Annotated in this window: 26 protein-coding genes and 1 tRNA gene; 19 read left to right on the top strand and 8 right to left on the bottom strand. The window is 68.0% G+C overall.

Annotated features, from left to right (window positions below):
* Positions 1-80: 80 nt before the first annotated feature.
* Positions 81-170 (bottom strand) — tRNA-Ser (locus tag SROT_RS11695).
* A 159-nt stretch (positions 171-329) separates the two neighbouring features.
* On the opposite strand from SROT_RS11695, the gene tgt reads away from it, so the two are divergent.
* The gene (gene tgt, locus SROT_RS11690) at positions 330-1565 is read left to right on the top strand and encodes a tRNA guanosine(34) transglycosylase Tgt (protein ID WP_013139237.1); all 1236 of its coding nucleotides are present in this window, start codon (positions 330-332) and stop codon (positions 1563-1565) included.
* 15 nt (positions 1566-1580) lie between these two features.
* On the opposite strand, the gene SROT_RS11685 is transcribed toward tgt, so the two are convergent.
* Together SROT_RS11685 and SROT_RS11680 are read right to left on the bottom strand one after the other, a co-directional pair.
* Entirely contained in the window at positions 1581-2435 is an 855-nt protein-coding gene (locus SROT_RS11685; protein WP_013139236.1) for a hypothetical protein, read from the bottom strand.
* Between the two features lie 30 nt (positions 2436-2465).
* A complete protein-coding gene (locus SROT_RS11680) occupies positions 2466-2666 on the bottom strand; it encodes a hypothetical protein (protein WP_013139235.1) in 201 nt (66 codons plus the stop codon).
* A gap of 433 nt (positions 2667-3099) precedes the next feature.
* On the opposite strand from SROT_RS11680, the gene SROT_RS11675 reads away from it, so the two are divergent.
* A complete protein-coding gene (locus SROT_RS11675; RefSeq protein ID WP_013139234.1) occupies positions 3100-4113 on the top strand; it encodes a DNA polymerase domain-containing protein in 1014 nt (337 codons plus the stop codon).
* Between the two features lie 133 nt (positions 4114-4246).
* Here the strand turns inward: SROT_RS11675 and SROT_RS11670 are convergent, their stop codons facing one another.
* From SROT_RS11670 to mptB, 4 genes are read right to left on the bottom strand one after another with little or no spacing between them, the layout of a single operon-like run.
* Positions 4247-4570: a hypothetical protein gene (locus SROT_RS11670; protein ID WP_013139233.1), complete on the bottom strand. Its 324-nt coding sequence runs from the start codon at positions 4568-4570 to the stop codon at positions 4247-4249.
* Position 4571: 1 nt separating this feature from the next.
* On the bottom strand, positions 4572-5348 hold the full coding sequence (locus SROT_RS11665; protein WP_013139232.1) for an ABC transporter permease: 777 nt from the start codon (positions 5346-5348) through the stop codon (positions 4572-4574).
* Positions 5345-6226: an ABC transporter ATP-binding protein gene (locus tag SROT_RS11660; RefSeq protein WP_013139231.1), complete on the bottom strand. Its 882-nt coding sequence runs from the start codon at positions 6224-6226 to the stop codon at positions 5345-5347. The genes SROT_RS11665 and SROT_RS11660 overlap by 4 nt, the downstream gene beginning before the upstream one ends.
* Positions 6223-7899, bottom strand: a complete 1677-nt coding sequence (gene mptB / locus SROT_RS11655; RefSeq protein ID WP_013139230.1) for a polyprenol phosphomannose-dependent alpha 1,6 mannosyltransferase MptB — start codon at positions 7897-7899, stop codon at positions 6223-6225. Before mptB ends, SROT_RS11660 begins: the two co-directional genes overlap by 4 nt.
* 176 nt (positions 7900-8075) lie before the next feature.
* Between mptB and SROT_RS11650 the strand changes: the two genes are divergently transcribed.
* The 7 genes from SROT_RS11650 to SROT_RS11620 all read left to right on the top strand — a co-directional run bounded on the left by SROT_RS11650 (position 8076) and on the right by SROT_RS11620 (position 14508).
* Positions 8076-8852: a helix-turn-helix transcriptional regulator gene (locus SROT_RS11650; protein ID WP_013139229.1), complete on the top strand. Its 777-nt coding sequence runs from the start codon at positions 8076-8078 to the stop codon at positions 8850-8852.
* 13 nt (positions 8853-8865) lie between these two features.
* Positions 8866-10308 (top strand): Fe-S cluster assembly protein SufB, encoded by a 1443-nt coding sequence (gene sufB / locus SROT_RS11645; protein WP_013139228.1) that lies wholly within the window; start codon positions 8866-8868, stop codon positions 10306-10308.
* A gap of 109 nt (positions 10309-10417) precedes the next feature.
* Positions 10418-11569, top strand: coding sequence for a SufB/SufD family protein (locus tag SROT_RS11640; protein WP_013139227.1), 1152 nt, complete (start codon positions 10418-10420; stop codon positions 11567-11569).
* 55 nt (positions 11570-11624) lie between these two features.
* Entirely contained in the window at positions 11625-12395 is a 771-nt protein-coding gene (sufC, locus tag SROT_RS11635; protein ID WP_013139226.1) for a Fe-S cluster assembly ATPase SufC, read from the top strand.
* Positions 12392-13660: a cysteine desulfurase gene (locus SROT_RS11630; protein ID WP_013139225.1), complete on the top strand. Its 1269-nt coding sequence runs from the start codon at positions 12392-12394 to the stop codon at positions 13658-13660. The genes sufC and SROT_RS11630 overlap by 4 nt, the downstream gene beginning before the upstream one ends.
* Positions 13661-13666: 6 nt before the next feature.
* Positions 13667-14137, top strand: coding sequence for a Fe-S cluster assembly sulfur transfer protein SufU (gene sufU / locus SROT_RS11625; protein ID WP_041407250.1), 471 nt, complete (start codon positions 13667-13669; stop codon positions 14135-14137).
* Positions 14134-14508 (top strand): metal-sulfur cluster assembly factor, encoded by a 375-nt coding sequence (locus tag SROT_RS11620; RefSeq protein WP_013139223.1) that lies wholly within the window; start codon positions 14134-14136, stop codon positions 14506-14508. Before sufU ends, SROT_RS11620 begins: the two co-directional genes overlap by 4 nt.
* A 43-nt stretch (positions 14509-14551) precedes the next feature.
* Here SROT_RS11620 and SROT_RS11615 read toward each other — a convergent pair whose 3' ends face one another.
* Entirely contained in the window at positions 14552-15274 is a 723-nt protein-coding gene (locus SROT_RS11615; RefSeq protein WP_013139222.1) for a hypothetical protein, read from the bottom strand.
* A 260-nt stretch (positions 15275-15534) separates the two neighbouring features.
* Here SROT_RS11615 and SROT_RS11610 point away from each other — a divergent pair, with 260 nt between their 5' ends.
* From SROT_RS11610 to carA, 10 genes are all read left to right on the top strand, one after another.
* Entirely contained in the window at positions 15535-16659 is a 1125-nt protein-coding gene (locus SROT_RS11610) for an aminopeptidase P family protein (RefSeq protein WP_013139221.1), read from the top strand.
* A gap of 69 nt (positions 16660-16728) precedes the next feature.
* Positions 16729-17292 (top strand): elongation factor P, encoded by a 564-nt coding sequence (gene efp / locus SROT_RS11605; RefSeq protein WP_013139220.1) that lies wholly within the window; start codon positions 16729-16731, stop codon positions 17290-17292.
* Between the two features lie 4 nt (positions 17293-17296).
* A complete protein-coding gene (gene nusB, locus SROT_RS11600) occupies positions 17297-17758 on the top strand; it encodes a transcription antitermination factor NusB (RefSeq protein ID WP_049773355.1) in 462 nt (153 codons plus the stop codon).
* A 56-nt stretch (positions 17759-17814) separates the two neighbouring features.
* Positions 17815-19635, top strand: coding sequence for an SDR family oxidoreductase (locus SROT_RS11595; RefSeq protein WP_013139218.1), 1821 nt, complete (start codon positions 17815-17817; stop codon positions 19633-19635).
* A 94-nt stretch (positions 19636-19729) separates the two neighbouring features.
* The gene (locus SROT_RS11590; RefSeq protein ID WP_013139217.1) at positions 19730-21448 is read left to right on the top strand and encodes a long-chain-fatty-acid--CoA ligase; all 1719 of its coding nucleotides are present in this window, start codon (positions 19730-19732) and stop codon (positions 21446-21448) included.
* Positions 21449-21550: 102 nt separating this feature from the next.
* A complete protein-coding gene (pyrR, locus tag SROT_RS11585; protein ID WP_013139216.1) occupies positions 21551-22198 on the top strand; it encodes a bifunctional pyr operon transcriptional regulator/uracil phosphoribosyltransferase PyrR in 648 nt (215 codons plus the stop codon).
* Entirely contained in the window at positions 22195-23169 is a 975-nt protein-coding gene (locus tag SROT_RS11580) for an aspartate carbamoyltransferase catalytic subunit (protein WP_013139215.1), read from the top strand. The genes pyrR and SROT_RS11580 overlap by 4 nt, the downstream gene beginning before the upstream one ends.
* Entirely contained in the window at positions 23166-24464 is a 1299-nt protein-coding gene (locus SROT_RS11575) for a dihydroorotase (RefSeq protein WP_013139214.1), read from the top strand. The genes SROT_RS11580 and SROT_RS11575 overlap by 4 nt, the downstream gene beginning before the upstream one ends.
* The gene (locus SROT_RS11570) at positions 24461-24982 is read left to right on the top strand and encodes a PH-like domain-containing protein (protein WP_013139213.1); all 522 of its coding nucleotides are present in this window, start codon (positions 24461-24463) and stop codon (positions 24980-24982) included. The genes SROT_RS11575 and SROT_RS11570 overlap by 4 nt, the downstream gene beginning before the upstream one ends.
* On the top strand, positions 24979-26109 hold the full coding sequence (gene carA, locus SROT_RS11565; protein ID WP_013139212.1) for a glutamine-hydrolyzing carbamoyl-phosphate synthase small subunit: 1131 nt from the start codon (positions 24979-24981) through the stop codon (positions 26107-26109). Before SROT_RS11570 ends, carA begins: the two co-directional genes overlap by 4 nt.
* Positions 26110-26112 lie beyond the last annotated feature (3 nt).

Raw genomic sequence — 26112 nt, 5'->3', positions numbered from 1 at the left:
CCACGTTTGCTCCACGAAACAGCGTTCTTAGCAAACAAGGACAGCGGGCAATGCGAAAACATGCCCTCTGACATGGTGTTTGGCGGAAACGGAGGGATTTGAACCCTCGGCCCGGTTGCCCGGGCAACACATTAGCAGTGTGTCCCATTCGGCCGCTCTGGCACGTTTCCATCGCTATAGCGAATGTGGAGCTTACCCGGCGTGGGCAGCCATGTCCATTTTGCTCCGACCTGCGTGGGCGGTGTGGCTTTCCGCAGGGGGGATTCCGTACAGTCAGTGTCGTTGAAGGAGATCCCCGGCGGTGACTCGTTGCTGGGAGAGAGGCTGCTATGGGTGTGCGGTTCAGCCTTGCCGGGAGGCTTCCCGATGGGCGAGGGCGCGCGGGTGTGATCCACACGCCGCACGGTGACATCGAAACTCCGGCGTTCATCCCGGTGGGCACGGCCGCGGCGGTGAAGACTGTGCTGCCGAGCCTGGTGGCGGACCTTGGCGCGCACGCGGTGCTCGCCAACGCCTACCATCTGTATCTGCGCCCCGGCGCGCAGCTGGTGGCGCAAGCGGGCGGCGTCGCCGCGTTCATGGGCTGGCGGGGACCGACGTACACCGATTCGGGGGGCTTCCAAGTGCTGTCTCTTGGCGCGGGGCACCGCAAGATTCTGGCGATGGACACGGCGGGGGTCGGAGCCGATCAGGTGATCGCGAAGCCGGAGGCGCGTTTGGCGAAGGTGGACGAGGACGGGGTCACGTTCACGTCGCATGTCGACGGTTCGAAGCATCGGTTCACACCTGAGGTGTCGATCGCTGTGCAACGCGATATCGGGGCCGATATCATTTTCGCTTTTGACGAGCTGACCACGCTGCTGCACAGCGAGGAATACCAGCGTTCATCGGTGGAGCGGACGTTGCGTTGGGCACGGCGGTGCCTGGCCGAGCACAATCGGACCAAGGGGCTGGCGACGGCGACCGCCGCGCCGCAGTCCTTGTGGGCGGTGGTGCAGGGGGCGCAATACGAGTACCTGCGTCGGCATTGCGCGAGGGAGCTTGTCGGGATGAGCGAGGCGGACGAGGCCGAGGGCGGCGTCGGGTTCGGGGGTTTCGGGATCGGGGGCGCCATCGCGAAGGAGCGGCTCGGGGAGATCATCGGCTGGGTCGCCGAGGAGCTGCCCGAGCACAAGCCCCGGCATGTGCTCGGCGTGGGGGAGCCGGACGACTTGTTCGCCGCAGTGGAGTCGGGCGGCGACACGTTCGACTGCGTCGCGCCGACCCGCCTCGCCCGCAATGGCGTCGTGTTCAGCTGGGACGGGCGCTACCATCTCACGAACGCGAGGTTCCGGCGAGATTTCCGCCCGTTGGACGATGCGTTGGCGAATTCCTCAGCCGAGTTCACCCGCGCGTACATCCACCATCTGTTCAAGATCCGTGAGCCGCTCGCGGGGACATTGGCGAGCGTGCACAATTTGAGCTTCTTGGTGACGCTCATGGCCAGGGTCCGGGCAGCGATTCTCGAAAACCGCTATGAGGAGTACAAAGCCGAGGTGCTGGGGCGGTATTACGCGAAGCGTTGAGCGACTGCGGGCTCGCTAGGTTCGGCCGAAAGCGGCCAAGGCCCGCTCGCGCAGTTCGCCTTCGAGGGTCTCATCGATGAGTTCGCGGAGCTGCTGCTCGCCGCCAGCAGCGACGACGGTCTGGTTGAACCGGGCCATCGCCTTGTCGTCGAGGCGTTCGGCGAGCATGGTGGAGAGTTTTTTGCGGCTCTGCGGCGACACCCTGGTGAGCGCGGAGAAACCGGCCATGATGGTCTCGGCTTCGCCGGTGCCGAAACTATCCACGAGCGGGATGAGCCGTTCTTGCGGCAGCGCGGCGAGCAGTTCTTCTAATTTCTGCGAGTCTGTGGTGTAGGCGAGTGTGCGCGCGATCGCCGCGCGGTCGTCCACCTCGCGCTCCACAGCGATCAGAAGGTCGACGGGGGATTGCTCCACGAGCACCGCTGCCGAGGCGTAGTGGCCGTCGGCGAGCAGGCGGCGCACCGCCGGGGCCCACACGCGCATCGGCACTGCCGCGGTGAGCGCCGGGATGGCCCTTGGGTCCAGGTAGCGCAGGGTTTGGGCGACGAATGGCACCCGCAAGCGGCGCAAGAGGCCGTTGAGCCGGTGGGCGTGGTCTTTGGCGAGGGAGTTCGCGACCGCCGCGGAGACGACTGGCCCGACCACTTTCTCGGCCAGCGTGGCGATCACCGGGTCGGGCACGATGGGCGCGGCTTTGCCGATCATTTGGACCTGCTTCTGCTGCGCGTCGAATTTGAGGTCTGAGATCCGCATGCGCAGTTGGGCCAGGTTCTGGGGGCCGAGGCGTTCGAGATGGCCCACTTTCTCGGGGGGCACGCCGAGCAGGTCTGCGAGCAGGTGAATTTGGGCTGTCGCGACGAAGTCGCTCATCGTGTGTTTCCTTCCGCGTTCGCCGGGTGGTCAGTTGAAGAACAGCGCCCGCACCGGGATGCGGATGAAGAACGGCAAATTGTCGAGCGCGGCCATTGCGGCTTCGTGCAGTTCCTCTTGCTCGCGGCCTTGGGCTTCGAGCACCATGATGCGCAGTTGGCGGGCTTCCTCATCGCTGAGCTGGTCTAGGAAGTCCAAGCCGCCGCCCAATGTCGCACGCAACTGGTCCACGCTCTTTCCCAAAAGCTTCCTGCCGTTCTTCTCGATGGTCCTTCGTCTCCGGCGCGGGCCGCGGACAACGCCGCCGCCCGCCTCGCGCGAGCGCGTTGTGCGCCTCCAGCGGCGCCGAGGCGCCTTCAAAATCTCACATGGGGTGACGTATGTCAAAGCGGCTCGCGTTGCCCAGATCTTCGCCGAAAACTTTCGCCTGGTGCGGGAAGCGGGCATATCGGCCACTGCGGTGGGCAAAAGATTTCACTGCAACGAGGTGGGGCAGGATGGAGGCCATGGCACTCGTCGTACCGTTTGCCCCGATGCTGCCCCCGCCCGCCGCGCGGTCCTGCCGCAAGGGGCAAGCGCGCCCCGGCCGAAACCCGGCAGGCTGTGGTTTTGCGCAGTTGGCGATGCCGGAACGCGACGACGCGCGAGAGATGCGGGCTGCGTGATGGCCAGCAAGCGGGAAGTCGAGGAGATCGAGGCCGACGGGGTCGTCGTGCGCTTGTCGAACCCGGACAAGCGCTACTTCCCCAAGCTCGGGGCCGGAGGGTCGAAGCGGGTTTTGTTCGAGCATTACCGAAAGCTGGCTGTCGGGAACGGTCCGATCATGCGGGCATTGCGCGGGCGGCCGGTCAATTTGCAGCGTTTCCCTGAAGGGATCGAGGGCGAGGCGATCTATCAGAAGCACGCTCCGAAGGGCAAGCCCGACCACGTCGAGACTGCGCGGGTGCTCTTTCCGTCCGGGCGCGGCGCGGACTCTGTGGTGCTCCACCATCCCGCCGACGTGCTTTGGGCGGTGAACCTCGGGACGGTGACCTTCCATCCGTGGCCTTGCCATGCCCCCGACACAGAGCACCCCGACGAGTTGCGTGTGGACCTGGACCCGCAGCCGGGGACGTCGTTCGAGGACGCGCGCCGGGTCGCGCTCGACGTGCCGCGTCCTTTGCTCGACGAGCTCGGGCTCGCCGGGGTGCCCAAGACCTCCGGGGGGCGCGGGTTGCATGTGCTGGTGCCCATCCGGCCGCGGTGGGAATTCGCCGAGGTGCGCCGGGCGGGGATCGCTCTGGCGCAGGAGGTGGTGCGCCGCGCGGACGACAGGGCCACATTCTCGTGGTGGAAGGAGGAGCGAGGCGAGCGGATCTTCATTGACTACAACCAGAACGCCAGGGATCGCACCTTGGCCGCGCCGTACGCTGTCCGCCCCACGGCGAACGCCACCGTCTCGATGCCGTTGACGTGGGCGGAGCTCGAAACGGCGCGGCCTGAGGATTTCACTGTCGCCAACGCCGCCGAACACGCCCTTGGCGCGCCGGACCCTTTCGCGGGCCGCACGCCAGGCTCCCTGGACAAGTTGTTGGAGCAGGACACGCCGCTGTTGCCCTATCCGCCGCAGTACCCCAAGATGCCAGACGAGCCGAAACGGGTCCAACCGAGCAAAGACAAGGGCCGGAAAAGGGGATGAGTCTTCCGAGCGTCCGGCGAAGCTGCGCGCTCACGAGGTGGAGACGTCGAGAAACCTGGTCAAGGATCTCGCCTGTCCCGCTCATGGGGACTCACGGCGCGCCGGCGCGGAAATCGCGGCCCCGCCATCGGCGTCAGTGCGTCTGCGGCCCTGACCAATGCTGCGGCGGGCGCTGCTGCGGTTCGTGCCATTGTTGGGCCGGCGGCTGCGGCTCCCGCCATTGTTGGGGAGGCTGGGGCGGCTGCTGCCATTGCGGCGGCGGAGCCAGGCCGGACTGTGGTGCTGGAGGCTGCTGCGCCGGGGGCTGCCGCGGCTGCGGCGGGAAAGGCTGCTGCGTCTGCTGCGCGGCAAGGGCTTTGTGCACTGCGACGAGTTCGTCCGCGGCCTCGGCGAAATGAACGCCGATCACCCGGAGCCGTCGGGCGAGTTGTTCCACAAGTTCTTCTGCTTCGCTCATGCTAGACAAAGCTAAACCAGCGCCGCGCGGCCCATGCGAGCACCACGGCCCAGACGGCGAGGACCACGACGCAGAACACGTCCACGCGCAGTTGCAGGGCCGCGCCCAGGGCTGACGCGAGCGCTTCGGAGGGAACGAGCTTGAGCAGCCAGCTGTGCCAGCCGGGAGCGCTGGAGAGGGCGATGCCGCAGACCGCGAGCATGAGGAACCACAGCACGTTCGCTCCCGCGAGCACGATCTCGGCCTTCACCGCGCCCCCGAGCAGAAGGCCCCCCGCAGCGAAAGCGGCGGTGCCCAGCGCGAGCGCCGGGCCTGCGATCAGCAGCCCCAACAGCTGAGGCCGCCAGCCGAGCGCCGCCGCGAAGAGGCCGATCACGGCGGACTGCAGCGCGACCACGATCACCACCGCGAGGACTTTGCCCAGGATGAGCGTGCCGCGCGCGAGGCCGCTTGCCGCGTAGCGTTTCAGGCCGCCGTACCGCCTGTCGAAAGCGACCGCGATGGCCTGGCCGGTGAACGCGCTGGACACCACTGCGAGCGCCATGACCACGGGGGCGACACGGTCGATCTTCGCCCAGGGGACCGACCCCAGCGGGAGCACGTCGATCGCGGCGAGGAGCATCACCGGGATGAACAAGTTCAGCAGCAGCTGCTCCCCGTTGCGCATGAACAGTTTCAGTTCGAAGAGGGTCTGCGCGGCCAGGGCCCGGCGGAGCGGGCTCGGTTTCGCGTTGGGCGTGAAAGTGCCCGGTGGGAACACAGTCTTTGTCTCGTTCATGCGGTCTCCGTCAATTCCAAGAACACGTCTTCGAGCCTGCCGCCTTGCACGCGGATCTGGTGGGCGAGGACGTCCCGTTCGGCGAGCCATCCGGCGAGGCGCGCGACGAGTTGCGGCGTGACCTCCTCGTCGATGGCGTATTCGCCGGGGCGCAGCTCGTGCGCCGGGAAGCCCGCCAGGTCGAGCCCTGTGCGCGCGGTGAATCGGAGCTGAGATTTTTGGGCGGACGACACCAGCGTCGCGGGGGGGCCGGACGCGACCTCCTTGCCTTTCGCCACGATCACCACTCGGTCCGCGAGGTGCTCGGCTTCTTCGATCAGGTGCGTTGTGAGCAGGACGGTGACCCCGTCGGCCCGCAGATGCTCCACGAGGTCCCAGACGAGCCTGCGGGCGTGGATGTCCAGCCCCGCCGTCGGTTCGTCGAGGAACACCAGCTCCGGGCGTCCGACGAGCGCGCAGGCGAGCGAGAGCCGCTGCTGCTGGCCGCCGGAGAGCCTGCGGAAGGAGGTGTTTTTCGCGTGCGCGATGCCGAGGACGTCGAGCAGCCAGTCGACGTCGAGGGGCTCGGCGCTTTGCGCCGCGACGACTCGCAGCAGCTCGCCTGCTTTGGCGCCGGGGTAGCCCCCGCCGCCTTGGGGCATGAAGCCGATCCTTGGCCGCAACGACTCCGCGCTCGGATGCTCGCCGAGTATCTCGACCACGCCCTCGTCCGGGGCGGCGAGGCCTTGGCAGAGTTCGATCGTGGTGGTCTTCCCGGCGCCGTTGGGCCCCAAAAGCGCCAGCACTTCCCCTCGTCGCACGACGAGGTCCAGTCCGTCCACCGCGACGGTCTGGCCGAAACGTTTGACCACACCGGCCAGTCGCACTGCGTTGTTCATGATGTCCCTATCCTGCGCTCTCGCCGGTTCCACTGTTCCGACAAGGGTGCGGTCAGCCATTGCCACCCGAACACCAGGGCGCCGAGGGCGATTGCGGCCGCAATGCCGGTGGTTTGGCCGAAGAGCAGGATGAACGGCAGAGAGAAGCCGCCGCTGGGGTAGGCCATGAAGCTCAGCACTGTGATGACGACGACGAGCGCTTTGCGGTGTTCGGGGCGCACAACCGGGCAGTTGTCGGAATTCTCTCGAGGGTCGGTGTTCGGGTGCGGGCCGGGCGGATGGCTTTGGCCGCACCCCACCACCCAGGCCGAGAGCGGCACGAGCGCCCAGAGGGCGTACCAGGTGTGGATGGTGGGCAGCAGAGCGACCACGATGGTGAACGCGACGCCGATCCCGCCGACGGGATGGATGCGCCCTTGCAAGGTTTTGAGCATGAGCCAGCCGACCGCGCAGCCCGCCGCGACAGTGGTCAAGGTCCAGGTGACCGTGATGACGGAGTCGGTGTGGTTGCCGAGGCCGATGAATTCGCCCAGATAGCCGCCGAGCCGGGCGATCACCGTCGGCGGGGAGAGCCAGTTCAATGTCTTCGCTGCCGCGCCGAGCGTGTGCGTCCAGGCAAGCCGGTATCCGCCCGCCCAGCTCAGGAGCAGTGTGACGGCGAGCGAGACGAGGCCCAAGACGGCCCCTGCCGCTCCGACCGCGAGCACGCGCCTGGGCAGGCCGGCCTCTGCCGGGGCCGCTTTCCCCGCGAGTTGGACGCCGACGAAGCCGAGGGCGAGTTCTGCGGGCAGTTTCACCATTGCCGCTGCGGTGACGACCACGGCGCCGCCGAGCGTTTCGAGGAGGGCGCGGGGCCGCCCAGGCGCGATGCGCCCCTGCGGCCAGTCGCGCACGCCGCGAAGGCTGAGCTCGACGCCGACGAGCATGAGCCCGATCATGAGCGAGTCGTTGTGCGCCCCGGAGACGAGGTGCAGGAAGACGAGCGGGTTGAGCGCGCCGAGCCAGAAGGCTTTGGCCTGGTCCGTCCCGCAACGGCGGGCCAGGCGGGGGAGCGCCCAGAGGATCATGCCGACGCCGGCCAGCGCGACCAGGCGGTGCGCGAGCACCGCTGCCACCACATGGTATTCCGTCGCTGCTGCGATCCATCTGCTGATGACGATGAAGAGCGGGCCGTACGGGCTCGGGGTGTTCTGCCAGATCGTCGGCACGGAACGCACGAACACGTCCGTGTGCCCGAGCGCGTCCGCCGGGCCGTAGCGGTAGGGGTCCAGGCCGCGCCGCGCCGCCATGCCGTGCGCGAGGTAGGAGTACACGTCCTGGCTGAACATCGGGGGCGCGAGGACGAGCGGCGCGGACCAGAGCACGACGATCTTGCGCATCATCGCGACCCGGTCGCCCTCGGCGGCGCCCCGGCAGTTTTGCCGGGGCTCGGCGAGCAGGACCCGGCCGAGCAGGAGCCACGCGAGCACGAGGATCGCCAGTCCGACGAAGACCATGGTCGCCGAGGCGGCGAGGGTGCGCTCGAAGAGGCCGAAGAACCGGGCCCCGCGCACCGGGTCTTGCAGGACAGGCTGCGCGCCGACCCCGAGCCCGCCCAGGGCGATGAGGATCGACCCAGTTGTGCCGAAGCGCCGGATGAGGGCGAATCGGTCGGAACTGGCGGCGAAGGACACGCAAGTAGCCTAACGTGCGTGAATGGGCGTGTGTGCCAGAAGTGTCTTCTGGCACACTGCGCGCTCCGCGCCGCTGTTCTTTTTCGGCAAGTGCGCAGCTCGCACTATCCTGACCACGGAATTAGCATAGCCTTTCCTTGCTGGCGAACTTCCCATAATTGCGACACACTGGTGTTATGAAAACGCTCGGCCTTCCGTCGGCGGCGGAGTCCGCCTCCTCGGGGCTGCCTGCTGCGGGGCCCGCGTCGCAGCACGAGGTCGGCGTGACCCGTCGGGCGATTGTGCGCCTGCTCGCGCAGCACGGGTCGTTGACCGCCCCGGTGATCGCCGAGCATTTGGAGCTCTCCACGGTCGGCGTCCGCCGCCATTTGGTCGAACTGGTCGAATCGGGCGACGCCGTCGTCGTGCAGCGCAAACCGACGAGCGGGCGGGGCAGGCCCCCCAAGGTGTACCAGCTGACCCCGCAAGGCCAAGACCGGCTCGGCAACGCGTACGACGAGCTCGCCAAGCTCGCCTTCGGCGAACTGCAAAGCCTCGGCGGCGACGCGGCCGTCGCGGCGCTCGCGCGCACCAGGGCGCGCGCGATGGTGTCGGCCATCGGCTTGGACGCCCCGGATTTCCGGGCGGCGGACGCGCAGACCAAGGCTGAGCGCCTCGCCCAGGCGCTCACGTCGGCCGGGTACGAGGCTTCGACGACCCGGATCGGCTCCGGTGTGCAGTTGTGCCAGCACCATTGCCCGGTCTTGGGCGTCGCGGCGGATTTCCCGGCGCTGTGCGAGGCGGAGACCGCCGTGTTCAGCGAACTGCTCGGCACGCATGTCCAGCGTTTGGCGACCATCGCCCAGGGCAATTGCGTCTGCACCACGCACATCCCGACCCTCGCGGCCAGCTCCGACGCGCCGCCCGAGCCACTGTCAGCCCGCAACGACCAGAGCAACAGGACGTTGCAGTGAAAGAGGAGGCCTCATGACCCAGGAACTCGCGAAGGAAATCCTGGCTCCGGCAAGCCAAGACGAAGTCATCGCCTCGCTCGGCAACTACGGCTACGGCTGGTCGGACGCCGACACCGCCGGCGCCTCGGCCCGCCGCGGCATCTCCGAGGAAGTCGTCGCCGACATCTCGGCGAAGAAAGGCGAGCCGGAGTGGATGCTCCAGGCCCGGCTGAAGGCGCTGTCCATCTTCAACCGCAAGCCCATGCCCGCATGGGGCGGCGATTTGTCGGGCATCGACTTCGACAACATCAAATACTTTGTGCGCTCCACCGAGAAACAAGCAGCGACGTGGGACGATCTTCCTGAGGACATTAAGAACACCTACGACAAGCTCGGCATCCCCGAGGCGGAGAAGAACCGCCTCGTCGCCGGGGTCGCGGCGCAATACGAGTCCGAGGTCGTCTACCACCAGATCCGCGAGGACCTTGAGCAGCAGGGCGTCGTGTTCCTCGACACCGACACCGCGCTCAAAGAGCATCCGGACGTGTTCCGGGAGCATTTCGGCACCGTGATCCCCGCCGGGGACAACAAATTCTCCGCGCTCAACACCGCCGTCTGGTCCGGCGGCTCGTACATCTACGTCCCCAAGGGCGTGCAGGTGGACATCCCCTTGCAGGCCTACTTCCGGATCAACACCGAGAACATGGGCCAGTTCGAGCGCACCCTCATCATCGTGGACGAAGACGCGTACGTGCATTACGTGGAAGGCTGCACCGCGCCGATCTACAAATCGGACTCGTTGCACTCCGCCGTCGTGGAGATCATCGTCAAACCCGGCGGGCGCTGCCGGTACACGACGATCCAGAACTGGTCGAACAACGTGTACAACCTGGTCACCAAGCGCGCCCGCGCCGAGGCGGGGGCGACGATGGAATGGATCGACGGCAATATCGGCTCCAAGGTGACGATGAAATACCCCGCCGTCTGGCTGACCGGCGAGCACGCCAAAGGCGAGGTGCTCTCGCTCGCGTTCGCCGGACCGGGCCAGCACCAGGACACCGGCTCGAAGATGCTGCACCTCGCGCCGAAGACTTCGTCGAACATCGTGAGCAAGTCCGTGGCGAGGGGCGGCGGGCGCAGCTCGTACCGGGGCCTTGTCGGCGTCCACAAGGGCGCGGCGGGCTCTCGGTCCACCGTGCGCTGCGACGCTTTGCTCGTGGACGAGATCTCCCGGTCGGACACCTACCCGTACGTGGACGTGCGCGAGGACGATGTGACCATGGGGCACGAGGCGACCGTCTCGAAGGTCAGCGAGGAGCAGCTGTTCTACCTCATGAGCCGGGGCCTGACCGAGGACGAGGCGATGGCCATGGTCGTGCGCGGCTTCATCGAGCCGATCGCCAAAGAGCTGCCCATGGAATACGCGCTCGAACTCAACCGGCTGATCGAGCTGCAAATGGAAGGAGCGGTCGGTTGACGGCATTGCTCCTCGCGCGCCGCCGCGCCGAGCCGGACGTGAACAGGCTGCCCGGCGCTCCCGAGCGCGACCCGCAGATCGGACGAGACATGGAAGGAGCGTTCGGCTCATGACGCTGGCCCCCGTTTTGGGCGAACGGTTCGCCTCGCGCGACCCGGAAGACTTCCCCGCGCCTTCGAGCCACGAGGAGAACTGGCGCTTCACCCCGCTCGGCAAGATCCGAGAGTTTTTCACGGCGTTCACCCCGGACGGCGAGTCGAAGTTGGACTTCGGCGCGCCGTTGGAGGGCGTGCGGGTCCAGACCGCGCGGCCCGCCTCGCTCGAGGCTTTCGGCTCGGCGCTCGTCCCCGCCGACAAGGTCTCCGCGCTGGCGATGCGCCACGCCGAGACAGGCGGGCACATCGTCGTGGAAGCGGGCGCGCGCCCGGCGGGCCCGGTCCTGCTGTCGCGCGTCGGGGTGCGCGGGCGCTCCTACGCCCATCACGTCGTCGAGGTCGGCGCGGGGGCCGAGGTGACGATTGTCGCCGAGCATTCCGGCCTCGCGCAGATAGCGGCGAACCTTGAGATCATCCTCGGCGACGGCGCCAACTGCACCTTCGTCGTGGTCAACGACGAGGACCCCGGCTCGACCCGGCTCGCCTCCTACGCGGCGCTGGTCGGCAGGGACGCCTCGTACCGCGCGGTGGAGGTCGCCCTCGGCGGCTCGCTCGTCCGAACCGTCTCCACGGTGCGTTTCGCAGCCCCTGGCGGCCGCGCCGAGCTCTGCGGCGTGGCGCTCTCGGGCGACGGCCAGCATCTGGAGTCGAGGCTGTTCGTGGACCACGACCAGCCGAACTGCACATCCAACGTGCTGTACAAGAACGCCCTGCTCACCCCTGCGGCGCGCACAGTGTGGGTCGGCGATGTGCGGATTCGCCCGGCGGCGACCGGCACCCTCACCTACGAGCTCAACCGCAATCTGCTCCTCGCCAAGGGGGCCCGGGCCGACTCGGTGCCCAACCTTGAAATCGAAACCGGCCAGATCCACGGAGCCGGGCACGCGAGCACCACCGGACGTTTCGACGAGGAGCAGATGTTCTATCTGCGCTCGCGGGGGCTCTCCGAGGACGAGGCGCGCAGACTCGTGGTGCGCGGCTTCTTCGGCGAAGTGGTCGCCAAGATCCCCGACGAGTCGGTCCGCGCGCGCATCGCGGAGCTCGTCGAGGGCAAACTCGCCCAATCGGGTTGGGGGAGCCGCCCACCCGCGGACGACGCAACCTGACCAACCCCTCCCGCCGACGGAGGACGAGAGTTCGAGAAAGAAACAAAGGAAGCCAATGTCTGTTCTGGCAATAAAAGACCTCCATGTCGCGGTCAAGCCCTCCGAAGACGCGGATTTGATCCCGATCTTGCACGGGGTCGACCTCACGATCCGCTCCGGCGAGACGCACGCCGTCATGGGGCCGAACGGGTCGGGGAAGTCGACCCTCTCGTACGCGATCGCGGGCCATCCCCGCTACGAGGTGACCGGCGGTTCGATCACTCTCGACGGCGAAGACATCGTCGCGATGAGCGTGGACGAGCGCGCCCGCGCGGGGCTCTTCCTCGCGATGCAGTACCCGGTGGAGGTGCCTGGGGTGTCCACCGCGAATTTCCTGCGCACCGCCGCCACCTCGGTGCGCGGCGAAGCGCCCGCTTTGCGGCACTGGGTGAAAGAGGTCAAGGGCGCGATGGCCGAGCTGGGCGTCGACCCCTCCTTCAGCGAGCGCAGCGTCAACGAGGGGTTCTCCGGCGGAGAGAAAAAACGGCACGAGATTCTGCAGCTCGCCCTGCTCAAGCCAAAGTTCGCCATCTTGGACGAGACGGACTCCGGCCTCGATGTGGACGCGCTGCGCGTCGTCTCCGAGGGCGTGAACCGCTACCAGGAGCGCGAGCAGGGCGGGGTGCTGCTCATCACGCACTACAACCGCATCCTCAAATACGTCCGCCCGCAGTTCGTGCATGTTTTCGCCAGAGGCCGCATCGTCGCGGCGGGCGGCCCCGAACTCGCCGAAGAGCTGGAGTCGACCGGCTACGAGCGCTTTCTGAAGGAGGAGGTCAGCGCATGAGCGCCGTCGCGGCGGGCAGAGCGCCCGCGGTGCTCGACGTCGAGCGGGTCCGCAAGGACTTTCCGATTCTGGCGCGCACCGTCCGGGACGGCAAACCGCTCGCCTACCTCGACTCCGGGGCCACCTCGCAGCGGCCGCTGCGGGTGCTCGACGCCGAGCGGGAGTTCCTGCTCACGTCGAACGCCGCTGTGCACAGGGGAGCGCATCAGCTCGCCGAGGAGGCCACCGACGCGTACGAGCGGGCGCGCTCGCTCATCGCCGAGTTCGTCGGGGTCCGCGACACAGAGATCGTGTTCACGAAGAACGCGACCGAGTCGCTGAATCTCGTCTCGCACGTCCTGGGCGACGAGCGTTTCTCCGGCTACGCCGTCGGCCCCGGCGACGAGATCGTGGTCACCGAGCTGGAGCACCACGCGAACCTCGTGCCCTGGCAGGAGCTGGCCCGTCGAACCGGCGCCGTGCTGCGCTGGTACGGGTTGACCGAGGACGGCCGCATCGACCTGGGCTCGCTAGTGCTCACGAATCGGACAAAGGTGCTCGCCTTCACCCACCAGTCCAACGTCACCGGCGCGCTCGCCCCGGCCGCCGAGCTTGTGCGGCGGGCTCGGGAGGTCGGCGCGCTCACGGTGCTCGATGCCTGCCAGTCCGTGCCGCACCTGCCGGTGGACCTGCGCGCCCTCGGCGTGGACTACGCGGCTTTCTCCGGCCACAAGATGCTCGGCCCGTCCGGGGTGGGCGTGCTGTACGGCCGCGCGGAACTGCTCAGCGCCATGCCGCCGTTCCTCACCGGCGGTTCGATGATCGAGACTGTCACCATGGAAAAGACCACGTATGCGGCCCCGCCGCAGCGATTCGAGGCCGGGGTGCCCATGACCTCGCAGGTCGTTGGCCTGGGCGCTGCCGTCGAGTACCTGTCGGAGATCGGCATGGACGCTGTCGCCGCGCATGAGCACGCGCTTGTCGAGCACGCGCTCGCCGAACTCGGCGCGCTGACGGGAGTGCGCATCGTCGGCCCGGCCACCGCGCAGGACCGAGGCGCTGCGGTGTCGTTCGTGGTCGACGGCGTGCACGCGCACGACATCGGACAGGTGCTCGACGACGAGGGGGTCGCGGTGAGGGTCGGGCACCACTGCGCGTGGCCGTTGCACCGGCGCTTCGCCGTCGCGGCGACAGCGCGGGCCTCCTTCGCGCTGTACAACACGCACGACGAGGTGGACCGGCTTGTCGCCGGCGTCCGGCGCGCTCAGCAATTCTTCGGAGTGTGAAGCCCTGTGCGACTTGACCAGATGTACCAAGAGGTGATCCTCGACCACTACAAGCACCCGCACCATCGGGGGCTGCGCGAGCCGTACGGCGCCGAAGTGCATCATGTGAACCCGACCTGCGGGGACGAGGTGACGTTGCGGGTCGCGGTCTCCCCGGACGGGCAGCGCGTGGAGGACGTCTCCTACGACGGGCAGGGCTGTTCGATCAGCCAGGCCGCCACCTCCGTCCTCGCGGACCAGGTCATCGGCCGAACTGTCGGCGACGCGCTCAAATCGGTGGCCGCGTTCAGCGAAATGATCTCCTCGCGCGGCGAACTCGAAGGCGACGAGGACCTCATCGGCGACGGGATCGCCTTCGCGGGTGTGTCGAAATACCCGGCCCGGGTGAAATGCGCGCTGCTCGGCTGGATGGCGTTCAAAGACGCGCTGGCGCAGACCGTGGCAGGCCAGGACGAACAGAAGGAGGGTTTGGCATGAGCGAGGTTCCGACCCAGGAGCAGCAACAAGAGGATGTGCTTCTCGGCGAGCTCGAAGAGGCGATGCGCGACGTGGTGGACCCGGAGCTCGGGGTGAACGTCGTGGACTTGGGCCTTGTCTACGGGTTCACCGTGCAGCGCGGGACGGGCGAAGAGGGCGAGGCGAAGACCACGGTGCTCCTGGACATGACCCTCACCTCACCGGCGTGCCCGTTGACCGATGTCATCGAGGACCAGTCTTCGGCGGCTCTGGTGGGCTCCGGCCTGGTGGACGAACTCACCATCAACTGGGTGTGGACGCCGCCGTGGGGGCCGGACAAAATCACCGAAGACGGGCGCGATCAGCTCCGCGCGCTCGGCTTCAACGTCTGAGGGCCGCAACGCTCAAGCTGCTTGCCCGCGCCGGGCGGGCCGCTCAGTCCTCGTCATCGCCGGCTTCGCCCGTGTGCGGCTCGTTCTGGTCGCCGTTCGCGGCGCTGCCCGCGCCGCGCGAGTCCGGGTCGCTGTTGTAACCCGTGTCGCCGAGCGCCCGATTGAGCCGGATCACGCCTTTGCGCACAGCTTCGGGGACCTGGCCGTCGGATTGCCCGTCACCCGATGACGATCCGCCGAGGAGGCCGGACCCCATGACGCCCTGGTTGTCGCCAGAGGCCCCCAACAGCCCGCCGATGGCCTCGCCGACCTTGTCCGCGCCGCCGCTCTGCGCTCCCTGCAACAGGCCGCCGACGGCTTGGGCGATCCCGTCGGCTCCGACTCCTTGCGGGCCTGTCCCGAGGATGTCGCCAATGCTCTGCCCGATCCCGTCGCCCTGCCCGTCGCCGCCGAGGGCACTGTCGAGGGTTTGGCCGATGTCTTGCTGCCCTTCGTCCGAGCTCGGGCCGCCCACATTCGCAAGGGGGCCGCTCACGTACGGGTTTCGGCCTTGGCCGGGGTCTTCGGAGGACAGGTCGTCGTCGGGGCCGTCCGCGTCGTCGTTGCCCTGGAGCTGGGCCGGTTTCATCGGAGCCTGCTCGTGCGGGTCCGCGTGCGCCGCCGCGCTGGACCAGAGCCACGCGGAGGAAACGAGCGCGAACAAGGCCGCGGCCGTCTGCGCAGGCCGGGGTTTCGACGAGGACGTGTTCCGGACGTGCTGGTGCATGGGTCCCGCTCTCTGACGTGTCGCCTTTGACATGTCGGGTCTGTGTGCTCGTGGATTCGCTCCCACTGTAACCGTTGCGGCTGTGCGCCTCCTGGGAGAGCATGTGCGCCCCGCGCGACGCCGCAGATCGCGCCAGCCCTGGGCGCGGATCGCCACTGCGTCGTAGGAGCGGCCCATGCGCGTGCCCTCGATGCTCCAGGATGTGCGCCGAGCGTGAGCCCGAGCGTTCCGTTTGCGGCTCCCGCCAGTAGGCTTGTGGCATGACTTTCGACCATCGGGCCCGCAGGGAAGCATTGCGTGCCGCGCTCCGCGAACGCGGCCTCGACGCCCTGCTCGTCACAGATCTCACCAATGTCCGCTACCTCAGCGGTTTCACCGGGTCCAACGGCGGACTGCTCATCGACGCGCGCGGCGAGGAGCAGTCTCGGATCGCCACCGATGGCAGGTACACGACCCAGGTCGCCGAGCAAGCCCCCGACCTCGTCGTGCTCAACGCGCGCGGCGTCGCGACCGCCCTCGTCGCGCACGCCGCGAAGCACAAGACGCATCGGCTCGGCGTGGAAGGCCACGTCGTGACCCTCCAACAGCATCGCGCGCTCGTCTCGGCCGCGGGCCACGCCGCGGACCAGGCCGCTTTCGTCGCGCCGGATCTCGTCCCCGTCGTGGGCGTGGTGGAGCTTTTGCGCGTGGTGAAAGACCCGCACGAGGTCGAGGCGCTGCGCAAGGCCGCCGAAATCGGCGACAAGGCGCTCGCCGAGCTTTTGGGCAAGGACGGGGTGCGTCCTGGGCGCACCGAGTTGGAAGTCGCCCGAGAGCTCGAATCCCTCATGCTGGACTTCGGCTCCGAAGGCGCGTCCTTCGAGACCATCGTCGCCGCCGGGGCGAACTCCGCGATGCCGCACCATCGCCCCACCGGCGCGGTTTTGGCCGAGGGGGACTTCGTGAAGATCGACTTCGGAGCCACCTGGCTGGGGTATCACTCCGACATGACCCGCACCTACGTCCTCGGCGAGCCCGCCGCCTGGCAGCGCGAGGTGTACGAACTGGTCCTCGCGGCGCAGACCGCGGGCAGGGAAGCCCTCAAGCCCGGCGTCGAGCTGAAATCCGTGGACGCGGCCGCGCGGGACGTCATTGACGCGGCGGGGCACAAAGACCACTTCGACCACGGCCTCGGCCATGCCGTCGGCTTGGACATCCACGAGTCGCCCGCCCTCTCGAAACTCTCCGAGGGGCTTGTGCCGGTCGGCGCGGTGCTCACGGTCGAGCCGGGGGTCTATCTGCCCGGCAAAGGCGGGGTGCGGATCGAGGACACCCTGGTGGTCGGGGAGTCCGAGAACCAGCTTTTGACACGCACCGACAAGGCGCTTACCATCCTCGGGTCGTGACCTGACGAGATCACACCGGCCGCTCGGCGCAGCCCGACCGGCGAAAACAGAAGAAAAGAGACTTCTCACATGGCTTCCACGAGCGATTTCAAAAACGGCCTGGTGCTCTCCCTCGACGGCGAGCTGTGGCAGATCACAGAGTTCCAGCACGTCAAGCCTGGCAAAGGCCCCGCCTTCGTGCGCACCAAGATCAAGCATGTGGTTTCGGGCAAAGTCGTGGACAAGACCTTCAACGCCGGGGTCAAAGTGGACACCGCCACGGTCGACCGCCGCAATATGACCTACTTGTACAAGGAGGGCGAGAACTTCGTCTTCATGGACGGGGAGACTTTCGAGCAGGAGCCGGTCCCCCCGAGCGTGGTCGGCGACGGCGCGAAGTACCTTCTGGAGAACACCGAGGTGCAGATCGCGACGCACAACGGGGTGCCGTTGTTCGTGGAGCTTCCGACCACGGTCGAGCTTGTGGTCTCGCACACCGACCCCGGATTGCAGGGCGACCGCTCCACTGGCGGCACCAAGCCGGCGACTCTGGAGACCGGAGCCGAGATCCAGGTTCCGCTCTTCATCAACACGGGCGACAAGCTCAAGGTGGACTCCAGGGACGGGAGCTACCTCGGGCGCGTGAATGCCTAAGGCCTTGTCGGATCTTTCGAAACGGGCCGGATCGCGCCGCAAGGCGCGCAGACGGGCTGTGGAATTGCTCTTCGAAGCAGAAGCCCGTGACCTCGACCCGGCCGAACTCGCCGCCGAGCGCTCCGCCGAACTGGTCAAAGACCTCTCCGCGCCGCAGCTCACCCCGTACGCGCTGCTCCTCCTCGAAGGCGTGCGCGACAACTTGGACGTGGTGGACCAGACCATCATCGACCATTTGCGCGGCGGCTGGACTTTGCAAAGGTTGCCCGCTGTGGACCGCTCCATCCTGCGCATCGCGGTCTGGGAATTGCTTTTCGCCACAGAAGTGCCCACTGCTGTGGCGGTGGACGAGGCATTGGAACTGGCGAAAGAGCTTTCCACAGACGACTCGCCGAGTTTCATCAACGGGGTGCTTGGCCAACTGGTGGCATTGGCGGATCAGGCCAGGTCATCCGTCGAACCGTAACTCGCGTACGCTTGTCGGCGTACAGACCAGCGACGCGAGAACGAGGAGCCCCGACCATGACAGCTGAGGCACAACCGAGGACCAATGGCGGAGCCGCCTCGGAGCGTCGGCGCAGCGTCACGAGCCCCTCGCGTTCCGCGGGCTCCGCCAGCGCGGTCACCTTAGCGGTGTACGAGCGGGGCGACCCGAAGAACCCCACGGTGCTCTTCGCCCACGGCTGGCCGGACACCCACTGCCTTTGGAACCAGGTGGCCGGTTTGCTCGAAGACAGGTTCCACGTCGTCGCCTACGACTCGCGCGGACACGGCCAGAGCACCAGTCCGAGAAGCTACCGGCAGTGGCGCATGACGGATCTCGCGGACGATATTTTCGCGGTCGCGGAGGCCGTCAGCCCGGACGCCCCGGTCCACCTCGTCGCGCACGACTGGGGTTCGGTCGCGGGCTGGGAAGCGGTGGTGCAGGACCGGGCGAAAGACAGGCTCGCGTCGTTCACGTCGATCTCCGGCCCGAGCACGGACTATCTGGCTGTGAATATTCGTGAGACGCTCGGACGGCTCCGGGTGGGGCGCTTGCCGTGGGCGTTCGGCCAGATCGGATCGTTGCTGTATCAAATCTTCTTCCATATGTCCCCGCTGCCGCAGGCGCTCTTCGCGGTCTCGCTCGGCAAGCCCGCCGTGTGGCGGCGCTTTCTGCGGGCCATCGAGGGGACGCCTGCCAAACAGATCGAACTCGCCCCGACGTTCCGCAAGGACATCGCGAACGGGCTTCGGGTGTACTGGGCGAACTCCGCGCCGACGGCGTTCGGCAAGCCGGACCCCCGCCCCACGGACGTCCCCACCCAGCTCATCGTGAACCGCAACGACGTCGCGATCCGGCCGGGCACCTATGACGAGTACTCCCGGTGGGTTTCCCGGCTGTGGCGGCACGATCTCTCCACCGGCCACTGGGCGGCCTACGCCCGACCCCAGGCCATCGCGACGCTGGTGCGAGATTTCGTGGACGGGCTGGACGGCAAGCCGTCCCGGGTCTTCGAGCGAGCGGCGGTCGGGGCTCGCGGCAAGGGCGAATTCTCGGGCAAGCTCGTCGCGATCACCGGCGCGGGCAGCGGCATCGGCCGCGAGACCGCGCTCGCTTTCGCCCGTGAAGGCGCCGAGCTGGTGCTCAGCGATGTGAACGACGTGTCCGTCAAGGAGACAGTCGGCCTCGTGGAAGAAACCGGCGGGGTCGCGCACCCGTATCGGCTCGACGTCTCGGACCACCAGGCGTACGAGCAGTTCGTCGCCGAGGTCGTCGCCGCGCACGGGGTGCCGGACATTGTTGTCAACAATGCCGGGATCAGCATCGGCGGCCAGATCCTGGACTTCACCGAAGACCAGGTCGAGCGTATTGTCGGGATCAATGTGCGCGGCGTTATCACGGGTTCGCGCCTTTTCGGCAAGCATATGGTCGAGCGGGGCCTCGGCGGTCACATCGTCAACCTGTCCTCGTTGGCCGCCTTCGGCCCGGCGCGCGGCATCGGCGTCTACGCTGCGACGAAGTCCGCCGTCGCGATGTTCTCCGAGTGTTTGCGGGCGGAGCTGCACGGGGCCGGCGTCGGCGTTTCGGCCATCCTGCCGGGCATTGTGGACACGAACATCGTCCGCAACACGCAGATCGCCGGTCTGTCCGAGCACGACCGCCTTGCCCATGTCGCCCGGATCGACAAGTTCTACCAGCGTCGCGGGTTCACCCCCGACAAGGTCGCCAAACGGATACTCTGGGCGGTGCGCAAGAACAAGGCCGTGGTCCCGGTGACGATCGAATCCCAGCTCGGCTACCGCCAGTACCGCTTCGCGCCGTGGCTCTCCCGCCTCATCGCCCGTCTTGAACTCTTCTAAGCCCCTCTGACGGCGGGCGGACCGGTCCTTTCCGGCGGGGATAGTATCGAGTGCTGTATCTCAACAAGTTGGCCCGAGTGATGGAGGACATGCGATGCGAGGCACCATGACGGGCGGACGGTTGGGCGTCGGCGCTATCCTGCGGCACGCCCGCCACGTCTACGGCCAGCGGCGCATCGTGACCAAGACGGAATCCGGGCACAGCACGCGCACGTTCGCCGAGGCGGCGGAGCGGGCCGCTCGGCTCGCCGGGGCGTTGCGCGGGCTGGGGATCACGGGCGACGAACGTGTCGGCACGTTCCAATGGAACAACGCCGAGCACGTCGAAGCGTATTTCGCCATCCCGGCGATGGGCGCGGTCTTGCACACGTTGAACATCCGGCTCGCCCCCGAGCAAGTCGCTCAGATCGCAAACCACGCCCAGGACCAGGTCGTCATCGTCGACGAAAGCCTTGTGCCGCTGTTCGCCAAGGCGTTGCCCCGCATGAGCTCCGTCCGTGAGATCATCGTGAACGGGCCGCTCGCCGAGGACAGCCTCGCGCTGCTGTCGCAGGCCGCCCCGCAGGCCCGTCCGCGCCGCTACGAGGACCTGCTCGCCGCCGCGGAGCCGGTCGCCGAGTGGCCGGACGTGGACGAGGACGCCGCCGCGGCGATGTGCTACACCTCAGGCACCACGGGCGACCCCAAAGGGGTCGTGTACAGCCATCGCTCCGTGTATTTGCATTCCTCGGCGGTGATGTCCGTCAACCTGCTCGGCCTCTCGGGCGCGGACCGCGCCTTGCCGATTGTGCCGATGTTCCACGCCAACGCCTGGGGTCTGGTCCACGCGGCGTTCCTCGCGGGATGCGATCTCATCATGCCGGGCCCGTTCCTCGGCGGCGAAGCCATCGCGCAGCTCATCCACGAGCATCGGGTCACCGTGTCGACCGGCGTTCCCACAGTGTGGGCGGACGTGCTGCGCTACGCCCGCGAGCACAAACACGAACTCGACTTCTCCTCGTTGCGGGGGTTGTACTCCGGCGGCTCCGCAGTGCCCGTCTCGCTGATGAAAGCGTTCCGCGCCGAGTTCGGGGTCGACCTCGTGCAACTGTGGGGCATGACGGAAACGTCGCCCGTCGCGAACACGTCCTCTCCCCGCGACGACCTGGACCCAGCGAGCGACGAGTATTGGCGCTACCGGTCCTATGTGGGCAAACCCGCCCACGGGGTCGAGATCCGGATCGTGGACGAGCAGGGCAGGGCCATCGCGCCGGGCGGCGGCACGGGCGAGATCGAGGCCCGGGGCTTGTGGGTGACCACGAGCTACTACCTGGTCGACGCGGCGGACAAGTTCCGCGACGGCTGGCTGCGCACCGGCGACGTCGGCGAACTGACCTCGGACGGGTATTTGGCGATCTCGGACCGCACGAAAGACGTCATCAAATCTGGCGGCGAATGGATCAGCTCGGTGGATCTGGAGAACCACCTCATGGCGCATCCGTGCGTGCGGGAGGCGGCAGTGGTCGCCGTGCCGTGCGAGATCTGGGGCGAGCGGCCGTTGGCCTGCGTCGTCCTCGCAGAAGCAGAAGGCTCGGCGGCGCCCCCGAAGCAGGCGGGCGGGCCCGTGGACCCAGCGGCCGCGCTCGCCGTCATCGAGCGACTGCGCGCCCACCTCGCCTCGGAATTCCCTCGCTGGCAGGTGCCGGAGCACTGGGCGTTCATCGACCAGGTGCCGCGCACTTCGGTCGGCAAATTCGACAAGAAAGCCCTGCGTCAGGGCAGGGAACGGGGCGATCTCGCCGTGACTTCCGTGCCGGGGCCCAAGCGCGGCTGAGCTGCTCCAGTGTCATGTGCCCGCTGACGGATCTGCTAGGATCTCTCCAGTTCGACGTCCTTTAACAGTCCGTCCAGTGAGGCGGACAAGGAAGTCAGGAGCATGACGCACAACTCGCCTTTTTCCGAGGCCCCCACCGCTGACGGCCAACCCGTGCAACCGGGGGCTCGCCCAGCCGAACGGCTGTTGCTCGACGCCGCCGATCTTTCCCGTTGCGTGGCGCGGATCGCGCACGAGATCATCGAGACCACTTCTCCCGACAGGCCAAGCGCGCTCCCGGTCGTCCTGCTCGGCGTGCCGACGCGGGGCGTGCACCTCGCCCGCAGGCTTGCCGCCGAAGTGGAGCGTTTCTCCGGAGCCAAGGTGCCCTGGGGTTCTTTGGACATCACGCTGTACCGGGACGACTTGCGCGAGCGCCCGAACCGGCCCCTGTCCGCGACAGAGATTCCTTCCCCCGGAGTCGACGGCTCGGTGGTGATCCTGGTGGACGACGTGCTGTTCTCGGGCCGCAGCGTCCGCGCGGCATTGGACGCCCTGCGCGATCTCGGCAGGCCCGCTGTGGTCAAGCTCGCCGTCCTCGTCGACCGCGGCCATCGCGAGTTGCCGATGCGCGCCGATTATGTCGGGCGCAACATTCCGACAGCGCGTTCCGAGGGCGTCGCGGTGCGCCTCGTGGAGCATGACGGCCGAGACGAGGTCGCGCTGATCCGCGCGCTGCCCGCGGCGGGCGGGCCGAGGAGCGGCGCATGAAGCACCTGTTGGCCGTCGACGACCTCGCCAAGGACGAGGCGGTCGCGCTCCTCGACGACGCGGCCCACTTCTCGAGCCTGCTCAGCGGCCGTGTGGTCCGCAAGCTTCCCACCCTGCGCGGACGGACCGTCGTGACGCTTTTCTACGAGAACTCCACCCGCACCAGGGTCTCTTTCGAGATCGCTGGCAAATGGATGAGCGCGGACGTGGTCAATGTCTCGGCTTCCAGCTCGTCGACGGCGAAGGGCGAGTCGTTGCGGGACACGGCCTTGACGCTGCGCGCGGCAGGAGCCGATGTGATCGTGGTGCGCCACCCCGTCTCCGGGGCCGCTCGGCGGATCGCGCAGTGGACCGAAGGGCCAGCGGTCGTCAACGCCGGCGACGGCACCCACGAGCACCCCACACAGGCGCTTTTGGACGCGCTCACCTTGCGGGAGCGCCTGGGGGAACTCGAGGGCAAACGCATCGGCATCGTCGGCGACATCCTGCACAGCAGGGTCGCGCGCTCGGGCGCGCGCCTGTTCGCCCTGTTGGGCATGGAGGTGGTGCTCATCGCCCCGCCGACGCTCATTCCGCCTGGCTTCGCCCTCCCCGCCGGGGCAGAGGAGCGGGCAATCCGGGGGGTCCGGGTCTCGTCCCGGCTGGACGACGAGTTGGGCGGCCTGGACGCGGTGATGGCGCTGCGGCTGCAGGCGGAGCGGATGAACGGCGGCTTCTTCCCCTCGCTGCGGGAGTATTCGACGCTCTACGGCCTGAGCCCCAAACGCCTGGACCAGTTGAAGGAGGACGCCGTGGTGATGCACCCTGGGCCGATGAACCGCGGCGTCGAGATCTCCGACGCCGCCGCGGATTCGGAGCGCTCGACCGTGCTGCAACAAGTGCAGAACGGCGTGCATGTCCGGATGGCGGTCCTGTACAGGTTGTTGGCGGGCTCGCAGGCGCCTGCCGCGAAGGAAGCGGTGCATCAGTGAGCGGATCTGTCCTGATCGAAAACGTCCGCGTGTACGGCGAGGGCGAACCGACCTGCGTGCTGGTCCGGGACGGGCTGATCGCCGAGATCGCCCCCTCGCCGAAGACGAACGGAACGGAGACTGCCGTCAGCGGCGGCGGGAACGTCCTGCTGCCCGGGCTCGTCGATCTGCACGTCCACCTTCGCGAGCCTGGCCGCGAGGACGCGGAGACCATAGCCTCGGGTTCGGCCGCGGCCGCGGCCGGCGGGTTCACCGCCGTCTTCGCGATGCCCAACACCGACCCGGTCGCGGACACGGCCCTGGTCTGCGACCACGTCTGGCGGCGCGGACGGGAAGTCGGCCTTGTCGACGTCCACCCGGTCGGCGCGGTCACGGTCGGGCAAAAGGGGGAGCGGCTCGCCGAAATGGGCATCATGGCCGCGGGCGAGGCGCAGGTGCGGGTTTTCTCCGACGACGGCTTCTGCGTGAGCGACCCGCTGGTGATGCGTCGGGCGCTGGAGTACGCCTCGGGGCTTGGCGCGCTCATCGCCCAGCACGCGGAAGACCCCCGGCTGACCTGTGGCGCGTGCGCGCACGAGGGGCCGACGGCGGCGCGTCTCGGCCTTGCCGGATGGCCGCGCTCCGCGGAAGAGTCGATCATCGCGCGCGACGCGATCCTGGCTCGCGACGCCGACGCCAGGGTGCACATCTGCCATGTGTCCACAGCGGGCAGCGTGTCTGTCCTGCGGTGGGCGAAGGAACAAGGGATCGCGATCACCGCCGAAGTCACCCCGCACCATTTGCTGCTCGATGATTCCAGGCTTGAGGATTACGACCCGGTCTTCAAGGTGAACCCGCCGTTGCGCGAGGAGAGCGACGTCGCGGTCTTGCGCCGGGCGCTCGCGGAAGGAGTGATCGACGCGGTCGCCACCGACCACGCCCCGCACGCCGCGCACGACAAGGACCGCGAGTTCGCCCTCGCCCGGCCGGGCATGCTGGGTTTGGAGACCGCGCTGCCGATCGTGCTCGAAACCATGTGGCGCCCCGGTCTTCTGGATTGGCGCGGCGTGGCGCGGACGATGAGCGAAAATCCGGCGAAGATCGCCGGGCTCGCCGACCAGGGCAGGCCGATCGAGGTGGGCGAACCGGCGAACCTCGTGGTCGTGGACCCGGATTTCGAATGGACTGTGCGCGGCAAAGAACTCACGAGCATCGCGGACAACACGCCCTTTGAGGGGATGCGGTTGCGCGGCAGGGCGGTGGCGACGGTCTTGCGCGGCCGGGTCACCGCTCGGGACGGCAGGGCCGAGTTGTGACCGCGGCCTACTTGGTGCAGATCCTCGTGCTCGCAGCCGTGCTGGCCGTCGCGGTCTGGGCGATGCGCCGGGGCTGGTCGCGTCGGAAGATGGCGCAGCGGGTCCGATTCGGGGCTCTGCCCCCCGTGCCCGCCGCCGCAGACCGGGGCGAAGCGCTCGTCGGCCCGGTGAAAGGCATGTACATCGGCAGCGCGTTCGCGCCGAATTGGCAGGACCGAGTCGCGTGGGGCTCCCTCGGCCTGCGCGCGCGGGCGACGCTCGTCAGCCACATGGAGGGTTTTTTGCTGGACATCCCGTCGCCTGGCCGGGCGGAGGGGCTGTGGATCCCCGCCGCGGCCGTTGTCGCCGTCCGCTCCGAGCGCGCTGCGGCGGGGAAGGTGGCCCGTGAGAACGCGTTCGGCGTCATCCGCTGGACTTTGCCGAACGGAACGCTGCTCGACACAGCGTTCCGCGCCGACGATCCCGCTGCGCAGGCTGCGTGGATAAGCTCCAACGACCAATCAGGAAGGGTCAGATGAACAATACTGCTGTATTGGTCCTTGAGGATGGGACCGTTTTCACCGGCGAGCAGTTCGGCGCGACCGGGCAGACCCTCGGCGAGGCCGTGTTCTGCACAGCGATGACCGGTTACCAGGAGACGTTGACCGACCCGAGCTATCGCCGTCAGATCGTCGTCGCGGCAGCGCCGCAGATCGGCAACACCGGCTGGAACAACGAAGACTCCGAGTCGTACCGTCCCGACGAGGCGCGGGACCGGATTTGGGCGGCCGGTTACGCCATTCGCGACCTCGCCCGGCAGGCTTCGAACTGGCGGGCCGAAGGCGGTCTCGAAGACGAACTGCGCAGCCAGGGCATCGTCGGCGTCAAAGGGGTCGACACCCGGACCCTGGTGCGCAAGTTGCGCGATGTCGGCTCGATGAAGGCGGGGATCTTCTCCGGAGACGCCCTCACCGATCGGGACGAGGCGGTCGGCGTCGTCCGCTCGCAGCCTTCGATGGCGGGGGCGGACCTCGTGGGCGAGGTGACCACGCCGCAGGCGTACGTCGTCGAGCCGGACGGCGCGGCCCGGTTCTCCATCGCTGCGCTCGACCTCGGGATCAAGACCATGACCCCGAAACTGCTCGCCCAACGCGGCGTCCGTGTGCATGTGCTGCCCGCAGGGACGAGCTACGCGCAGATCAAAGAGCTGGGCGTCGACGGGCTCTTCGCCTCCAACGGCCCCGGCGACCCCTCGACGGCGGTCGGCGTGGTCGAAACGCTGCGCGAAGCGCTCGGCGACGGTGTGCCGTTCTTCGGGATTTGCCTGGGCAATCAGCTCCTCGGGCGAGCCTTCGGCCTGTCCACCTACAAGATGAAGTTCGGCCATCGGGGGATCAACATCCCGGTGATCGAGCACGCCACCGGCCGGGCGATCATCACCGCGCAAAATCACGGGTTCGCGCTCGAAGGCGAGGCGGGGCAGCGGTTCGACACCCCGTTCGGCGAAGCCGTCGTGACCCACACCTGCGCGAACGACGGCACGGTCGAGGGCGTCGCGCTCGCGAACGGGCGCGCGTTCTCCGTGCAATACCACCCGGAGGCGGCCGCTGGTCCCCACGACGCTGGGAATCATTTCGACCAGTTCGTGGAACTGTTGGGCAAGTAATCC

The organism is Segniliparus rotundus DSM 44985, from assembly GCF_000092825.1.
Taxonomy (GTDB): domain Bacteria; phylum Actinomycetota; class Actinomycetes; order Mycobacteriales; family Mycobacteriaceae; genus Segniliparus; species Segniliparus rotundus.
This window is presented reverse-complemented; position numbering and strand designations above follow the sequence as displayed.

Excerpts from the sequence above, each read along its gene's own strand:
- tgt (WP_013139237.1), top strand. The coding sequence starts at position 330 with ATGGGTGTGCGGTTCAGCCTTGCCGGGAGGCTTCCCGATGGGCGAGGG.
- SROT_RS11685 (WP_013139236.1), bottom strand. The coding sequence starts at position 2,435 with ATGAGCGACTTCGTCGCGACAGCCCAAATTCACCTGCTCGCAGACCTG.
- SROT_RS11675 (WP_013139234.1), top strand. The coding sequence starts at position 3,100 with ATGGCCAGCAAGCGGGAAGTCGAGGAGATCGAGGCCGACGGGGTCGTC.
- SROT_RS11670 (WP_013139233.1), bottom strand. The coding sequence starts at position 4,570 with ATGAGCGAAGCAGAAGAACTTGTGGAACAACTCGCCCGACGGCTCCGG.
- SROT_RS11665 (WP_013139232.1), bottom strand. The coding sequence starts at position 5,348 with ATGAACGAGACAAAGACTGTGTTCCCACCGGGCACTTTCACGCCCAAC.
- SROT_RS11660 (WP_013139231.1), bottom strand. The coding sequence starts at position 6,226 with ATGAACAACGCAGTGCGACTGGCCGGTGTGGTCAAACGTTTCGGCCAG.
- SROT_RS11650 (WP_013139229.1), top strand. The coding sequence starts at position 8,076 with ATGAAAACGCTCGGCCTTCCGTCGGCGGCGGAGTCCGCCTCCTCGGGG.
- sufB (WP_013139228.1), top strand. The coding sequence starts at position 8,866 with ATGACCCAGGAACTCGCGAAGGAAATCCTGGCTCCGGCAAGCCAAGAC.
- SROT_RS11640 (WP_013139227.1), top strand. The coding sequence starts at position 10,418 with ATGACGCTGGCCCCCGTTTTGGGCGAACGGTTCGCCTCGCGCGACCCG.
- sufC (WP_013139226.1), top strand. The coding sequence starts at position 11,625 with ATGTCTGTTCTGGCAATAAAAGACCTCCATGTCGCGGTCAAGCCCTCC.
- SROT_RS11630 (WP_013139225.1), top strand. The coding sequence starts at position 12,392 with ATGAGCGCCGTCGCGGCGGGCAGAGCGCCCGCGGTGCTCGACGTCGAG.
- SROT_RS11620 (WP_013139223.1), top strand. The coding sequence starts at position 14,134 with ATGAGCGAGGTTCCGACCCAGGAGCAGCAACAAGAGGATGTGCTTCTC.
- SROT_RS11615 (WP_013139222.1), bottom strand. The coding sequence starts at position 15,274 with ATGCACCAGCACGTCCGGAACACGTCCTCGTCGAAACCCCGGCCTGCG.
- SROT_RS11610 (WP_013139221.1), top strand. The coding sequence starts at position 15,535 with ATGACTTTCGACCATCGGGCCCGCAGGGAAGCATTGCGTGCCGCGCTC.
- efp (WP_013139220.1), top strand. The coding sequence starts at position 16,729 with ATGGCTTCCACGAGCGATTTCAAAAACGGCCTGGTGCTCTCCCTCGAC.
- SROT_RS11595 (WP_013139218.1), top strand. The coding sequence starts at position 17,815 with ATGACAGCTGAGGCACAACCGAGGACCAATGGCGGAGCCGCCTCGGAG.
- SROT_RS11590 (WP_013139217.1), top strand. The coding sequence starts at position 19,730 with ATGCGAGGCACCATGACGGGCGGACGGTTGGGCGTCGGCGCTATCCTG.
- pyrR (WP_013139216.1), top strand. The coding sequence starts at position 21,551 with ATGACGCACAACTCGCCTTTTTCCGAGGCCCCCACCGCTGACGGCCAA.
- SROT_RS11580 (WP_013139215.1), top strand. The coding sequence starts at position 22,195 with ATGAAGCACCTGTTGGCCGTCGACGACCTCGCCAAGGACGAGGCGGTC.
- carA (WP_013139212.1), top strand. The coding sequence starts at position 24,979 with ATGAACAATACTGCTGTATTGGTCCTTGAGGATGGGACCGTTTTCACC.